14 protein-coding genes and 2 pseudogenes are annotated in these 13,431 nt (G+C 70.3%); 6 read left to right on the top strand and 10 right to left on the bottom strand.

The features are described 5' to 3' along the window. Window positions 1–11: 11 nt before the first annotated feature. Window positions 12–938 (top strand): annotated as a pseudogene (locus tag ACFYXM_RS26185) (IS110 family transposase); the annotation flags it as partial. 50 nt (window positions 939–988) lie between these two features. Here the strand turns inward: ACFYXM_RS26185 and ACFYXM_RS26180 are convergent. The 3 genes from ACFYXM_RS26180 to ACFYXM_RS26170 all read right to left on the bottom strand — a co-directional run bounded on the left by ACFYXM_RS26180 (window position 989) and on the right by ACFYXM_RS26170 (window position 3,055). Then, the gene (locus ACFYXM_RS26180; protein WP_389292869.1) at window positions 989–1,693 is read right to left on the bottom strand and encodes a restriction endonuclease; all 705 of its coding nucleotides are present in this window, start codon (window positions 1,691–1,693) and stop codon (window positions 989–991) included. 63 nt (window positions 1,694–1,756) lie between these two features. Next, window positions 1,757–1,954: a hypothetical protein gene (locus tag ACFYXM_RS26175; protein ID WP_389292868.1), complete on the bottom strand. Its 198-nt coding sequence runs from the start codon at window positions 1,952–1,954 to the stop codon at window positions 1,757–1,759. A gap of 378 nt (window positions 1,955–2,332) precedes the next feature. Next, the gene (locus ACFYXM_RS26170) at window positions 2,333–3,055 is read right to left on the bottom strand and encodes a hypothetical protein (protein ID WP_389292866.1); all 723 of its coding nucleotides are present in this window, start codon (window positions 3,053–3,055) and stop codon (window positions 2,333–2,335) included. A gap of 332 nt (window positions 3,056–3,387) precedes the next feature. On the opposite strand from ACFYXM_RS26170, the gene ACFYXM_RS26165 reads away from it, so the two are divergent. Continuing rightward, window positions 3,388–3,552: a hypothetical protein gene (locus ACFYXM_RS26165; protein WP_389292865.1), complete on the top strand. Its 165-nt coding sequence runs from the start codon at window positions 3,388–3,390 to the stop codon at window positions 3,550–3,552. Beyond that, window positions 3,513–4,217 (top strand): plasmid pRiA4b ORF-3 family protein, encoded by a 705-nt coding sequence (locus ACFYXM_RS26160; protein WP_389292864.1) that lies wholly within the window; start codon window positions 3,513–3,515, stop codon window positions 4,215–4,217. Before ACFYXM_RS26165 ends, ACFYXM_RS26160 begins: the two co-directional genes overlap by 40 nt. Here ACFYXM_RS26160 and ACFYXM_RS26155 read toward each other — a convergent pair. From ACFYXM_RS26155 to ACFYXM_RS26145, 3 genes and pseudogenes are all read right to left on the bottom strand, one after another. After that, on the bottom strand, window positions 4,130–4,543 hold the full coding sequence (locus ACFYXM_RS26155) for a DNA-binding protein (protein ID WP_389292862.1): 414 nt from the start codon (window positions 4,541–4,543) through the stop codon (window positions 4,130–4,132). The two genes, ACFYXM_RS26160 and ACFYXM_RS26155, sit on opposite strands and share 88 nt — an antisense overlap. Then, window positions 4,525–4,809 carry a hypothetical protein gene (locus ACFYXM_RS26150; RefSeq protein ID WP_389292861.1) on the bottom strand — a complete coding sequence of 95 codons (285 nt, stop codon included), beginning with the start codon at window positions 4,807–4,809 and terminating at the stop codon, window positions 4,525–4,527. Before ACFYXM_RS26150 ends, ACFYXM_RS26155 begins: the two co-directional genes overlap by 19 nt. A 437-nt stretch (window positions 4,810–5,246) precedes the next feature. Continuing rightward, window positions 5,247–5,491 (bottom strand): annotated as a pseudogene (locus ACFYXM_RS26145) (calcium-binding protein); the annotation flags it as partial. A 74-nt stretch (window positions 5,492–5,565) separates the two neighbouring features. On the opposite strand from ACFYXM_RS26145, the gene ACFYXM_RS26140 reads away from it, so the two are divergent. Next, on the top strand, window positions 5,566–5,781 hold the full coding sequence (locus ACFYXM_RS26140; protein WP_389292859.1) for an antitoxin: 216 nt from the start codon (window positions 5,566–5,568) through the stop codon (window positions 5,779–5,781). Between the two features lie 130 nt (window positions 5,782–5,911). Here the strand turns inward: ACFYXM_RS26140 and ACFYXM_RS26135 are convergent, their stop codons facing one another. From ACFYXM_RS26135 to ACFYXM_RS26120, 4 genes are read right to left on the bottom strand one after another with little or no spacing between them, the layout of a single operon-like run. Beyond that, complete coding sequence (locus ACFYXM_RS26135) at window positions 5,912–6,043, bottom strand: hypothetical protein (RefSeq protein WP_389292857.1); 132 nt, start codon at window positions 6,041–6,043, stop codon at window positions 5,912–5,914. Further along, window positions 6,034–7,533, bottom strand: a complete 1,500-nt coding sequence (locus tag ACFYXM_RS26130; RefSeq protein ID WP_389292855.1) for a hypothetical protein — start codon at window positions 7,531–7,533, stop codon at window positions 6,034–6,036. The genes ACFYXM_RS26135 and ACFYXM_RS26130 overlap by 10 nt, the downstream gene beginning before the upstream one ends. Then, window positions 7,530–9,593, bottom strand: coding sequence for a hypothetical protein (locus ACFYXM_RS26125; RefSeq protein ID WP_389292854.1), 2,064 nt, complete (start codon window positions 9,591–9,593; stop codon window positions 7,530–7,532). Before ACFYXM_RS26125 ends, ACFYXM_RS26130 begins: the two co-directional genes overlap by 4 nt. After that, a complete protein-coding gene (locus ACFYXM_RS26120; protein WP_389292852.1) occupies window positions 9,590–10,402 on the bottom strand; it encodes a toll/interleukin-1 receptor domain-containing protein in 813 nt (270 codons plus the stop codon). The genes ACFYXM_RS26125 and ACFYXM_RS26120 overlap by 4 nt, the downstream gene beginning before the upstream one ends. 1,263 nt (window positions 10,403–11,665) lie before the next feature. Between ACFYXM_RS26120 and ACFYXM_RS26115 the strand changes: the two genes are divergently transcribed. Next, entirely contained in the window at window positions 11,666–11,923 is a 258-nt protein-coding gene (locus ACFYXM_RS26115) for a ferredoxin (RefSeq protein WP_389292850.1), read from the top strand. A 1-nt stretch (window position 11,924) separates the two neighbouring features. Further along, window positions 11,925–13,307, top strand: a complete 1,383-nt coding sequence (locus tag ACFYXM_RS26110) for an NAD(P)/FAD-dependent oxidoreductase (RefSeq protein WP_389292928.1) — start codon at window positions 11,925–11,927, stop codon at window positions 13,305–13,307. The last annotated feature ends 124 nt before the right edge of the window (window positions 13,308–13,431 follow it).

Raw genomic sequence — 13,431 nt, 5'->3', positions numbered from 1 at the left:
GCGACGACCCCGCATCCCGCTACCCGGGCGAGGCGAAGACCGACGCTGAGGACGCAGCGGTGATCGCGGACGCCGCCCGCACAATGCCGCACACCCTGCGCTCCCTGGAGCTGACCGACGAGGTCACCGCCGAGCTGACCGTCCTGGTCGGCTTCGACCAGGACCTCGCCGCCGAGGCCACCCGCACCTCCAACCGGATACGGGGCCTGCTCACTCAGTTCCACCCCAGCCTGGAGCGCGTCCTCGGTCCCCGCCTCGACCACCAGGCCGTCACCTGGCTGCTGGAACGCTACGGGTCCCGGCCGCCCTGCGGAGAGCCGGCCGCCGCAGCCTCCTCAAGCTGACCCGCCCCAAGGCCCCGCGCATGGCCACCCGGCTGATCGACGACATCTTCGACGCGCTCGACGAACAGACCGTCGTCGTTCCGGGCACCGGCACCCTCGACGTGGTCATCCCATCCCTGGCCCGCTCGCTCGCGGCCGTGCACGAACAACGCCGGGCCCTGGAAGCCCAGATCAACGAACTGCTGGAGGCCCACCCTCTTTCCCAGGTCCTGACGTCGCTGCCCGGCGTCGGCGCCAGGACTGCCGCAGTTCTCCTGGTCACCGTCGGCGACGGCACCAGCTTCCCCACCGCCGCCCACCTCGCCTCCTACGCCCGGCCTCGCTCCGGCCACGAAACAGTCGGGCACATCGATCCACGGCGAACACGCGCCCAGAGGCGGCAACCGGCAACTCAAACGCGCGATGTTCCTGTCCGCGTTCGCCGCCCTGCACGACCCCGCCTCCCGCACCTACTACGACCGCTGCCGGGCCCGGGGCAAGACCCACACCCAGGCCCTACTTCGCCTGGCCCGCCACCGCATCAGCGTCCTGTTCGCCATGCTCCGCGACGGAACCTTCTACGAATCACGCCTCCCCAAAGCGGTCGCCGTATGACCAGCTCGGCCTTGACGAAGGACATAGAGGCCCCCCCGAGAGAGACGCTCCTATCCGTACGTCTCCTTCCAGCGCTCCCGGTGTCTGCGGTCACCCTGCCCCATACCGTTCATCGCACCGAGCGACAGCAACGAGGCGCCGTTGTTCCACAGCCCGAGGTGATCACGATGGACGGCGAGGATGCCGTTCTCCGTGGCGAACTTCTCTGCCGGCCCGCTGAAGTACGTCGTGGCCGCGAAGATCGCCACGTCGACCTTGAAGTGCACCTTCGCACCGAGCAGGTCGCGCATCTCCCGACTGGGGATCTTGCTCTTGGGTGTGTACCGCTTGCACTGGACCACCATGCTCCGCCCATCGGGAAGACATCCCAGCACGTCGGCCCCGTTGTCATGAGAGCCGCCGACCCTCCGCACGCCGGTGCATCCATCGCGCCGACACAGTTCCACGACGAAGTCCTCGAACTCCGTCCCCGTCATCGCGTCGACCTCGGCAAGTGTCCGGTGCCCGGCCTTCACAGCCTCGTCATGCCGCCACTGTCGATCCCCGCCTCTGATGAACCGATCGGTGCGCCACAGCCACCACCCGCCGCCGACGACGCCACCGAGAACGAGCGCACCCACGAGATAGGGCCAGATCACGCTCCAGAAGACCACCAGCAGGACGACGCTCGCACCTCCCGCGATGGCCCCGATCTTCAATCGCCGCTGGTGACGCTTGCGCGCCGCTGATACCCGCCGCTTCCGTGCTGCCTCCATGGTCCTCCCTATGGTCCGGCACAGCAGGATCAAGGAGCTGGCATTGCCCTGTAAGAGCGCCGATCAGCCAATGGCTGACAAGCGGCGCTCCGCATCCCAGCCTGTGAAGGGCAGCTTGTTCACCGAGCAACGGTGCTGACGACGCGACCGTGTACACCGCTTGTCCGGGGCCACGAGATCGATCGTGCCGAGCGCTCCCCGGTCGAGGTCGAGCTCGGCCACCTGATGGGCGAAGAACAGCCGCCGCAGGGTGACGGTCATCTCTCCTGAGCCGTCTAGGGCCTGTCTGGAGTTGCGCATCGCGCTCCGCTTGTCGGCGCCGAGCGGAGTTACCGAGCGCGGAGCCCACCGAACTGCCGACCCCGTCAGGACGGCCGAGACGGGGACCTGGGCAGGGACGTAGTCGCTCGTGAGGCCGACGGCGTGGACGCCCAGGGGATTGAGGCGGAGAGCGGACAGGCCGTCGTAGCGGCTGAGCCGGGTCGAGGCAGTCGCCGGCCCAGTTGTCCCAGTAGCCGTCGCGGGCGCCCGCCGGGCCGGACCCGTGGAGCGCCGGTGGACTCCTGTTGCCGTTCGACTGGTATCACCGCTCGGTATCACCGCTCGTGCTTCCCGCATCGTGCCGCTCGTGTCCCGTTCCTACAGATGGGCAAAGTAGTCGTAATTACCCGGACCACAGGTGCGCTGAAGTGTCTGGACCACCTCGCGCGGGTTGTCGTAGGGGCCGGAGAAGTAGAACGGTTTGCCGGCCTGGCCGAAGCCGATGACGGGACGGTCGCCGGGCGGGACACCCAGGTGCACCGCGGCGTCGGCGAAGCCGCCTGCGGGCTCGAAGCCGAGACCGCGGGCGTAGGCGACCGCGTCGTGCACGATCGACTGCGCCTGCTCCACGCCGATCGGCAGCGGCCGCTGATCGAACGCCGAGTAGTACATCGGTACGTACGTGGTCAGGGATCCGGCCCCCATCACCTCGGGGTCGGTGATGCTCTTGACTCCCAGGCAGTACACGTCCACCAGGAAGCCCGTGACGGTCACCCTGCTGGCACGTTCCTGGCGGGCCAGGAGAATCTGGGCGAAGCCGCCCGTGCCCGGGTCCGGCTCCCGGCCAAAGGGGTCGGCCGCCGCCCAGTCGGCGGCTTGGGCCATGTCCAGTCCCGCGCTCCAGCCCGCGTTGACCCAGCAGCCCACCACTGGTCGCTCATCCGGTGCGGTATTCGCCTGTGCCGCCTCGGCGACCCGTCTGACCAGCGCGGTGGCCTGGGCCGGGCGCAGCCCCAGCGCCTTCGCGATCTGCTTCGGCGCGCTGCCGCGCTCCCTCATCTCCCGGACCCGGGCCAGTAGTTCCTCGTCGCGTGTTGTCACCGTCACAGTCTGCCCTTTCCGTGCCGCCCCGTGCGAAGCACAGGATTCGCCAGCAGTGCTGCCATCCCGGGTTCGGGCGATGCAGGACACCCGGAACGAGCGGGGCAGCATGGGTGAAACAGCGGGCAGGGCCGTCGAGCAGGTACGAGCGCTGGCCGCTTGGGTCGGCACGGGCCGCAAGCTGACCCAGACCGACCGTGTGACACTTGCCGACTCGCGAGCACTGGTGGAGGTTCTGGATACCGGCGACCGGATGGACCCGGTGATCGGGGACCGTACGTTCAAGACGAAGTCCAGCGAGGAGTGTCCATCTCACGGAGGACACTGCCGAGTTGACGGCGGACGGCCGCATCGAGACGGCCCGGATGCGCGGCGAGCCCGCGTCCGGCGACGCGGTGTTGCGGATCCTCGTCGAGCTCGCCGCCATGGACGCCCCCGGGTTTGGCGGCAGCTGCTGGTGCCCGCCTCGATCCGCCTGGACCGGCTTCACTACGTGATCCAGGACGCGATGGGCCAGCAGAACTGCCACATGCACGCGTTCGCCGTCGACGGCGTCCAGTACGGCCGTCCCGACGGCGAACTCGGATTCCGCGACGAGCGCACCGCCGCACTGGGCGCCCTGCTCAAGCCGGGTGCCCACTTCGTGTACACGTACGACTTCGGAGACTTCTGGGAGCACCTCATCACCGTGGAGCAGTTCCAGCCGGCCGCAGCCGGGCTTCACTATCCGCACTGCGTGGACGGCGCCGGGGCATGCCCGCCAGAGGACTGCGGCGGCGCTCCCGGCTACAGCGACCTCAAAGTGATCCTCGCCGACCCGGCGCATGAGGAACACCACACCATGCTGACGTGGCTCGGACTCCGGTCCGCCACGGAATTCGCCCCTGACCGTTTCGCGACGGACGAGGCCGACGCGCGGCTGCTGCACCTCACGGCACCATGGACGACGAGGCGTTCGGCCACGCAGCCGTTCACGGCCCTGGGTGCTACCGACTGGTCCACCGGCCCCGCCGCGCTCGGACAAGGACGTACGGGTCGACCTTCCGTCCCCGGCGTTCGAGTCCTGGGCGTCGACTACACGGCCACGAGGCGCACTCTGTCGCCGCAGAGCTTCGTCATGTCGTCGATGTCCGAGGTGAGCATGGCGACCGGGCGCCGCTGACGCAGCGCCGCCTCGGCCACGGCAGCGTCGATGGCGTATTTGTGTCCGTGCAGCCCAGCGTTGATCAGCATGGCTGAAGCGGCCTTGGCCTCCTCCTCGCCGATGTGTACAACCCGTACGCCGGACAGAACCCAGGCGAGCCGCGCCTTGTCGGTCCGGCGATGCACCGCTTCGATGATGGTGAGTGCGCTGATGACCACCTCCATGCCCCGCTTGCGGGCTTCGGCGATGAGGGCGACGACGGGCTCGTGATCACTGACGAACTTCGACAGGCCCTCGCAGTCGAGAACGAGGGTGCCTTCGTGGCTCAGCTTGCGGCGGGCCACTGCCCCTCCTCGGCGAACACCTCGTCGAAGACCCGGCGTGCCCGCTCCTGCTCGTGCTCGGAGATCGGCCCCTGACGGCGTTCGTAGTCGGCCAGGTACTCATCCAAGATCTGACCGCGCAGCTCGCGCTCCACCGCTTCGGTGATGAACGCGGAGAACTCACGCTTGCCGACCCGTTGGCGGATTGCCTCCGCCGTCCCCTCGGGGAGGGAGAGGCTGACCCTGGTGGCCGGCCCCTCGCCGACGCTGTAAGGAATCTCGCTCACGGAACCGACATTATCAAACAAGTAGGAATCCGACCTGGGTGCAATAGCCCCGAACGACACGCGCCGCCCACCCGTCACCTCGTGGTGGCAGTTCTGGTCTCGTTCACCTACGTTCAGCCGTGTCCGGACGCCGCTGAACAGTCTGCTCCACGACTGGTCGGTACGCCCACGACCGCTTCCGAACCTCCAGGCGAACACGTGGAAAGCGTTTTGGGGGCAACCCCTCACGAGTTCGAATCTCGTATCCTCCGCCGGCCCTCTGGCGTTTCTTCGCGGGGCCAGGGTTTCGGGTGGGTGGTGGTCGCGCGGTGAGCGCACCACGGTGATGTCCGTGCCGTACGGCACGGCGAACCGGTCGATGACCCGCTCGAAGACGGCTGCCAGCTCCGGGCCCGTGCCCCGGCCGACGGCCAGGCCGACGACGTGTTCCGCCGTTCTCACGCCGCCCCCGGCCCCTGTCGGACCGCGGTCCCGGCGACCAGGTGGTCCCCGGGGATGCCCGCCTTGTCGGGGCGCAGTAGTCCTTGATCCCCTCGGCCCAGGTCCTCGCCCCGATGCGGTCGTCCGCGGTGGGGCCGAAGGCGTCGAAGAGCGTTTGGATGTCGCCCGGTCCCAAGCCGATCGCCGTCATCAGGGCGAGGAACGCGGGACGCTCCACGAAGCCGTCGCCGTCCGGGCCACCGTGCCGCGCCCTCCGTGGAATCACGGTTCCGATGTCCCTGACCAGGCGCTTCACCAAAGGAACCGGTATTCCGCATGTTTGACGCTCTGAAGAATCTCAAGGAGGAGGCCGAGGAGATCGCCGAGGAGCACGGCGACAGGATCTCCGACGGGCTCGAGAAGGCAGGTGACTTCATCGAAGACAGGACCGGCGGCAAGCACAGCAACAAGATCGACACCGCCGTCGACAAGGCGCAGGACCTCGTCGAAAAGCTGGGCGAGAAGGGCGAGCACGGCGAGAAGAAGGCCTGACCGGGGATACGGGAGGAGGGCGGGCGGGCCTCGCGTCCTGCCGGTGTGTCCTTCCGGCGACCAGCCCTCTCCTCCTCACGCCGAGCCCGTGTGCCGTGCGCGGCGGTGAGGAGGAGGCCCAGGCGGTACGTCAGGGACCCCAGGCGCTCGCCGTGGGCGCGTTGGAGGTGCGCCTGGGACGGCGTTCGTCCGCGCATCGGCCCTCGGCCCAGCGGCCGGTGCGGGTGAAGACGTCACCGGTCGGCGTGACGGTCAGTGCCATGTTCCTTCGTCGTCGCGTTCTTCTTCGTCGAGGCCGTTCCGGTGAGCGGTGTCCGGGCCGGTGTACGTGGGCGGCTGCGGGGCGGTGGTGGGAGGCGCGGGCGGTTGCGCGCCGGGGGCCGGGGGCGCAAACGGCTCCGCACCGGGGGCCGTGCGTGCCTGCGGGCCGTCCCACCAGCCGGACTCCACTCGTTCCGCTCGTTCCGCCTCGGGACCGGCTCCGTCGAACCCGTTCGCGTGTGCCGTCGGGACGTCCTCGGCACGTGCCCGCGGTACCGGCCCGGGCGTCGGCACCCCGGTGGCCGACGCGCCCTCCGCGGCTCCCGCATGCGAACTGTCGCCCTCGGTGTCGCCCCGGGTGTCGTACCTGGTGCCATCGCCCGTACGGAGCAGGTCCTGGCGGATCCGGTCGGCGGCGTCCTTCCCGCCCGCCTTCTCGCACATGCTGGCCAGCCGCAGCAGGAACGCGGTCCTTTCGGCCCCGTTCGGCTCCAGGCCCACCTCGTCCAGGATGGCGGACACGAGGTCGCCGAACGTCGCCTGCTGGGGTCGAGTGGTCTCGAACGCCCCCTCTTCCGGCGCCGCTTCGTCCCCCACCGGCTCGGGGTGGTCGAATCCGCCCGTCGACGGTTCGTGGACCGGGTCCTCGGACATGACGGGGTCCTCGGCCGTGGTGAACAGGTGGCGGAACTCCTTCGGGATCTCCCTGTCGTTGGCCGCTGCGGACAGGCATGTCAGGGGAGCGATCATCTCCACCGCGCGTTCGATCTGGTCCTCGTGGCGTGTCATCCACCAGACGACCGCGCTCCCGGGGCTCCGCAGTACGTCGCGCCCGAGATAGGCGCGGCGGTTGCGTTCGTGCTCGCGCCGGCTCTCCCAGGTGCTCTCGGACTTTCGCTGCTCCTCGAGCGCGTCCAGGTGCTGCTGGTCCGTATGGTTCAGCGTGAGCCGTACGTCGGTGGCGAAGGCCGAGACGAGCCCCGCGTCATCGGTGACGGGAGAGCCGAGCGCGCCCTCCAGCCAGTGCTGGAGGTATCCGCAGCGGCTCGGCTGCTCGGTCGCCACGACGCCCCGTACGCGCTGCAGGACGGCCGCCACCGCAAGGCCGGCGGGGTTGCCGTGCGACGCGGGAACGTACTCCGGGGTCGTCCGCCACCGGACCATGGCCGAGAACAGGAACGGGTAGTCCGCCTTCGCGCTCTCCACCGGGACCGACAGCACTTCGGCCGTCAGATGGGGAGGCTCGACAGGAGGCAGCGGAGTGGTGTCGTCGTCCGGCTCCGGGCCCATGGAGAAGGTTCGCTCAGCAGAGCCTGGAGTGCTCGGCGCGTCCGGCGTGCTCGGCGTCATCGTGCCGAGCAGCAGGACACCGGCCACGAGCGCCGGCAGGAGGAACCAGATCCAGACCGGCCAGGCGAGTGCGGCACCCACCCCCAGGACGCCGGCCACGACGGCCGCGAGCAACAGAAAAAGCAGGTGGCGGGGGTTCATTCCCTCTCCCTTGTCCCCTGCGTGCCGGGCTCCGAGCACATGTCCTCGATGCCCTGCACCAGGTCGATGGTCCGGCAGAATCGTTCGGAGATCCGTTGACGGACGTCGTGTCGTGCCTGTATCTCCGGTGGTGCGTCGGCGTCGGGTCGCTCCGCCCAGTCGCACGCGGTCGTGTAGAGGTGGCTCAGCCACAAGGAACTCCCCGCCGCCGCGTCGACCACCGCCTTCAGTGCCCGATCGCCGACGCGACGTGAGGCGTGCTCGGTGAGCCAGCGCCGTACGGTCGGCTCCCAGGCCGCCGCGGGCCTCGTGGACATGACCGCGCGCCAGGCCCGGGTGACCTCCTGCCAGGGCGGGGTGATGCGCAGGGGTACGGGATCCAGCAGTTCCAGGAGAATGTCCGGACCGGAGCCGGATCCGAGGCCCTGGCCGAGGCCGGGGCCGGGGGCAGGACCGGGACCGGGGGCAGGACCGGAGCGGGAGCCCGGCGACGACGCGGATCTCACGAGGCGTTCGGACAGCCGTCTGAACAGCCTCCTGCTGCCCCGGGCCAGCTCCAGCAGTGCCGCACGGGCGGCCTCGGACTCCGGCCCCGTCTGCCGCTGCGCCAGGTGACGCAGCCTGACCACCGCCTGCTCGGGGTGGGTCACCGCGATCACCTGCCGGCAGACGTCCGTCAGCGCGGCGACGAGATCGGGGGCCAGCGAGGACTTCCTGGCCCAGGCCCACTCGTACACGCGGCTGCGGAAGTACGAGCCGTGCCGTTCGTGGATGAGGCCCAGTTCCAGGGCGGTCGTGGCCTCGGCGCGGAACGGCCCGGGGGCGGACGGCCGCGTCCACCTCTCGACGAGTTCGCACAGGTCGTCGGGGCGGTCGGCGGCGAGTGCCCGCTCCGAGAACCTGGCGACCATGCGCGTGCGGTCCTCGGCCCCGAGTTCGGGGAGCTCCACGCACCGCCCCACCCAGTCGCGGAAATCCGGCCGGACGTCGGGGAAGTTCTCCCAGAAGTGCCGTCGGACCGCGCCGCCGTAGGCGAGCCTGGCGAACCCGGCCCTTCCGTCGTCCCCGCGCTCGACGGACAACGCCTTCAGCCGTTCACCGAGGTCCGCCTGTCCCAGTCCGGGCGTGTCCTCCCGCTGGTACCTCAGCACGTCCAGCAGCCGTTCGGCGGCGCGGTGCACGGCGTCCGCCGACGCGCCTTCGGCCATGGCCGCGGCGAGCAGCAGGGAGCGTTCCGGGACGCTCCGGTGCTCCGTCAACTGCTTGGCCACCTCGGCGGACCACTTGGTCGCGGCCTCCAGGGCCTTGTCTCGCCATTCCGCGAAGCTCGTGCCGTTGCGGTGGCTGTCCCGTGCCTGTGCGATCAGCCGGGCCAGGCGGGCGAGTTTGCTCATGGGCGCGGTGGCGAACATGCGCACGAGCCCGTCGGTCGTCAGCTCGTCCGGGCCGAAGACCAGGCCCTGTGCCCGCAGGTGCCGACTGAACACGTAGCGCGCGGGCGGCCGTTCGAGCTGAACGACCAGCGGGTCCAGGTCCGGGTCGCGCATCCACTCCAGGCCGGCCGGGAGTACGGCGACCATACGGGCGCCGCTTCGCTCGACGCTCGACCTGTAGTGCATGAGGGTGCGTTCCGCGGCCGGATAGTTCTTGTCCGCCACATTGGACAGGTCCAGGAGATAGTGGTCGTCCGGCAGCGTTTCGGGCGTCTCCTCGTCCAGGGACAGGGAGAGAGGCAGTTCCTCGATCGAGTTGCCGTCGACCGACACGTCCCTCAGGAGCATCGTCGCGGCCGTCCGCCTACCGATCCCGGCAGAGCCGTCGAGGAGGACCACCGCCCCGGCCCTCCCCAGCGCGTCGGCGGCGCGGCCGTAGTGGCGCGGGGGGACGAAGCATCGGGTCAGGTAGCGCTGGTGCTCCTGCGAGATCCGTAACTGTGGGTTCCCTGCTCCGAGCCGCCTCTCGCCCGTGCGGCTCGCCCAGGTGATGTATTGGTCTCCACTGCCGCTGTGTACCGGCCCTCGCGGCGCGCTGACGCGTATGTGGCCGTCGGCAGCCGTCACTCCGTACCTGCCGACCGGCGGCCCCGGATCGATCGCCGTCGGCTCGTTCCACGGTTGTCGACCCCGTAGGCGATGTCGCGTCCGGCTCGGGAGAACCTCGGGTCCGGGTGGAGCTCGGGGGCCTGGAAGATGTGTCCGTTCCCGGTATGGACAGGCCCTCGTGGCTCGCTGACGAACGTCCCGGAAAGGTCACCGCCGAGGTTGCCGATGCCACCGCGCTGACGGTGGTTGATCACATCCACACGCACCCGGGCGGCCCCGTTCTCCTGGTCGTCATCCACTCGTTCGCCGTCTGCTCTCGCCAAAGCCGTCGGCGCGTATCCATTCCTCCGTGCCGCTTCGGCGAGTTCGGGAAGCAGGCCGATGAGGTCGCCGGCCAGCCGCGAGAGATCGGCGTCGGCATTGCGATGGTCGAAGCGGCGGTACTGGCAATCCGCGAGAACCCCGAGTTCCGGCGGGAGATCTGCGGCCCGGAGACGTTCCGTGCGGGCGACGAGGACGGGGATGACAACGGCTCCGGACATGAACGCCTCCAGAATCTCCCGGCGCGTCCAGTCGTCGGGGTTCTCCAGCGCGGCAGCGCCGTCGGCCGACCGCGCCTCCAGCCAGCGGGGGCCGACAACGGCCAGCAGCACGCGGCAGCGGCGGACAGCGGTGAGGATCTCCTGCGGGTAACGACTGCCCGGGCCAATGGACTTGCTCGCCCGGAAGACGTTCTCGTCGCCGAAGATCCGGGAGAGTTCCCGCTCGACGAGAGTGGCGGTGGCCTCCTCATCGTCGGTGCGGTAGTTCACGAAGATCAGATGCATGGCGGAACCTCCTTCAGTGCGTTCACGCGGCGACGACGAGTCCGGCGAAGTCGCACGCCGCTGCACACGCTCGGTGATGGTCCGGGCACCAGTACCGGCACGCGGACTTCCGTATGCATGCTGTCTTCCCGTGCGCGTAGCGCTTCCGCGCGTGTGCTTCCTGGCAGCGCGCGGCGCCGGTCCGGCCGTTGCGGCACTCATGGTCGAAGAGTGAACGTCAGCGCCCGTACGCGCTTCGGTACGTGGCCTACGACGTGGTGGAAGGGAAGCTCGCGCGGCGGGGGCCATTCGGCGAAGCCGGACGGCACCCTGCTTTCGTCGGCCCCGAAGCCCCGACCGGGCTCGCACGGGACGGAATGGCGTGGGCCCGGGAAGCTCCCCGGTCGAGCCCGCACGCATGCTCGCGCCTTGTGGTGGGCGGGACCGTACACATGAATGCCAGCGGTTCGCAGGTGGCCTCGCGGGAGCCCTCGGACTCGTCCGAGGCATGCGGGAGACAATGCCGCGGAACCCGCGGCAGGTGCAGGTACGGCGCAGAGCACGGAACGGACGGAACGGGATGCGTCGGCATTCCCGGTCCGGGACCGCGGCTTCCGGTCGGAGCCGCGCCAACCTGGCGTGGTTGGGCGAGGTCGTGGACGCATGCTCTCGGCGAATTGACCTCGGGACGGATGCGGCCTCGGGAGCGGGCCCGGGAACAGCCTCGGCCTCGGGCCGGGAAACGGGGCCGGGCATAAGCAGTCCCCGGTAGTCCTTCTCGATCTCGCGGGTTTCAACCGTCGTTGAGAACTCCGGGATCGGGTGGATCCGCCGGGGGCCTGGCCAGAGCCAACGAGTGGGTCACGCGGACCGGCGAACGTCTTCGCCGACGGTGCGGCTCGCTCTGGTTTTCTGGTGTATTGATTATTTTCCTCCCGTTTTCGTCCGCGTCAAGGGCTCGCCCTCGTCTTCTTTCCGCCTCTTTCGGTATTTCCCGGGGACATGGGCTCGTCGGATCCGGTGCGCTCACGCGTGACTGCGCAGCGCGGCCGGGCGGAGCATTGCAAGGCGTGGCGAGGCCGTGGGAAGGCATGGCGAGGCCGTGGGAAGGCATGGCGAGGCCGTGGGAAGGCGTGTGGCGAGGCCGTGGGGGCACGGGGCCTGGAGTCGTGGGGCCGTGGGGGCGTGGGGGCGTTGACTCCATCGGGCCGCCATTGCTCGCGGAACCACGGCCGCCCTCTCAGGCTGAGGCGCGAGGGTACTACTCGGAAAGGCGGCCCCTTGATGAGGCTTGTCGTCGATCTCAACCGGTGCCAGGGCTACGCGCAGTGCGCCTTCCTCGCACCCGATGTCTTCGCCATGCACGGCGACGAGGCGCTGCTGTACAACCCGCATGCCGACGAGGCGCAGCGGGACCAGGTGCTGCGTGCCGCCACCGCGTGCCCGGTGCAGGCGATCCTGGTCGAGGACGACCTCGGCGACACGGCGCTCGTACAGGGCGGCGCGTCGGACGTGGGAGAGGGGAGGTCCGGTGTCCGGTGACATGTCGCTGGAATGGCTGAGGCGCGAGGGACGCATCGTGATCGTCGGCGCCTCGCTGGCCGGGCTCCGGGCCGCGGAGACGCTGCGCGAGGAGGGCTTCGCCGGATCGCTCACGCTGATCGGTGACGAGCCCCACGAGCCGTACGACCGGCCGCCGCTCTCCAAGCAGGTGCTGCTGGGCCGGGCGGCCCCCGAGCGCACCGCGCTGCCCCGGCGCGTGGCGCTCGACGCGCACTGGCGGCTCGGGGTCGCCGCAACCGGCCTCGACATGGCAGCCAAACGGGTGCGCCTGGCCGACGGGGACGAGGTGCCGTACGACCGGTTGCTGATCGCCACCGGGGTGCACGCCCGCCCCTGGCCGCACGAGGCGGAGGCCCGGCTCGACGGGGTCTTCGTCCTGCGCACCCGCGAGGACGCGGCCCGGCTGCGGCGGCGACTGGCCGCTGCGCCCCGCCGGGTGCTCGTCATCGGCGCCGGGTTCACCGGTTCGGAGATCGCGTCGGCCTGTCGCGAACGCGGGCTGCCGGTGACCGTGGCCGAGCGAGGTGCCGCCCCGCTCGTGGGCGCGCTCGGCGGAGTGGTGGGCCGGGTGGCCGCGGAGTTGCAGCGCGCGCACGGGGTGGACCTGCGCTGCGGGATCACGGTCACGGCCCTGGAGGGCGACGCGGCGGGGCGCCTGCGGCGGGCCCATCTGTCCGACGGCACCGCTCTCGACGCCGATGTCGCGGTGGTCTCGCTCGGCGCGTCCCGCAACACCGAATGGCTGGCCGGTTCCGGGCTGGGCGCCGGTCCGCGCGGGATCGCCTGCGACGCCGGGTGCCGGGCGTTCGACGTACGCGGCATCGTCACCGACGACGTGTTCGTGGCCGGGGACGTCGCCCGGTCCCCGCACGCGCTGTTCGGGTACCAGTTCCTGTCCCTCGAACACTGGGGCAATGCCGTCGCGCAGGCCGAGACCGCGGCGCACAACATGATCAGCAGCAGTTCGCAGCGCCGCCCGCACCTGTGGGTCCCGGCGTTCTGGTCCGCCCAGTTCGGTGTCAACATCAAGTCGGTCGGCGTCCCGTCCCTGGGCGAGGAGGTCGTCGTCGCGCAGGGCTCGCTCGCCGATCGCCGTTTCACCTGCGTGTACGGGTACCAGGACCGGGTCATCGCCGCCGTCACGTTCGACCAGACGAAGTGGCTGGAGTTCTATCAGCGGCAGATCGAGTCGGCCGCGCCGTTCCCGCCGCCGTACGCCTCCGTGGACCACCGTCCCGAGGGTCCGCGACCGGTCCCGGCCGAATTCCCGGACCCCTCCCTGCCCACGCACGGACCGTCCGCGACCGTGAGCGGCTACTCACCGACCGACCAGCAGATCACGTTCACCCCCGCCCGGGCCTGAATCCGGGCACCCGGCCCCGGAACGGGCCCGTCGCCCCGGACTCGGATCAGCCCGGGGCCCGGTTTCCCGGACGGGGCGCGTCCCCCCACACGACCGGACGGACACGTTCCCCGGGCCCGGGGAC

The organism is Streptomyces sp. NPDC002476 (assembly GCF_042889785.1).
GTDB lineage: Bacteria > Actinomycetota > Actinomycetes > Streptomycetales > Streptomycetaceae > Streptomyces.
The sequence above is the reverse complement of the archived record's forward strand: the minus strand, read 5'-3'. Positions and strand labels throughout refer to the sequence as shown.

Coding starts and splice junctions, on each gene's coding strand:
- ACFYXM_RS26180 (WP_389292869.1), bottom strand. CDS start 1,693: ATGGAGGCAGCACGGAAGCGGCGGGTATCAGCGGCGCGCAAGCGTCAC.
- ACFYXM_RS26175 (WP_389292868.1), bottom strand. CDS start 1,954: ATGACCGTCACCCTGCGGCGGCTGTTCTTCGCCCATCAGGTGGCCGAG.
- ACFYXM_RS26140 (WP_389292859.1), top strand. CDS start 5,566: ATGTTTGACGCTCTGAAGAATCTCAAGGAGGAGGCCGAGGAGATCGCC.
- ACFYXM_RS26135 (WP_389292857.1), bottom strand. CDS start 6,043: ATGGCACTGACCGTCACGCCGACCGGTGACGTCTTCACCCGCACCGGC.
- ACFYXM_RS26130 (WP_389292855.1), bottom strand. CDS start 7,533: ATGAACCCCCGCCACCTGCTTTTTCTGTTGCTCGCGGCCGTCGTGGCC.
- ACFYXM_RS26120 (WP_389292852.1), bottom strand. CDS start 10,402: ATGCATCTGATCTTCGTGAACTACCGCACCGACGATGAGGAGGCCACC.
- ACFYXM_RS26115 (WP_389292850.1), top strand. CDS start 11,666: ATGAGGCTTGTCGTCGATCTCAACCGGTGCCAGGGCTACGCGCAGTGC.
- ACFYXM_RS26110 (WP_389292928.1), top strand. CDS start 11,925: ATGTCGCTGGAATGGCTGAGGCGCGAGGGACGCATCGTGATCGTCGGC.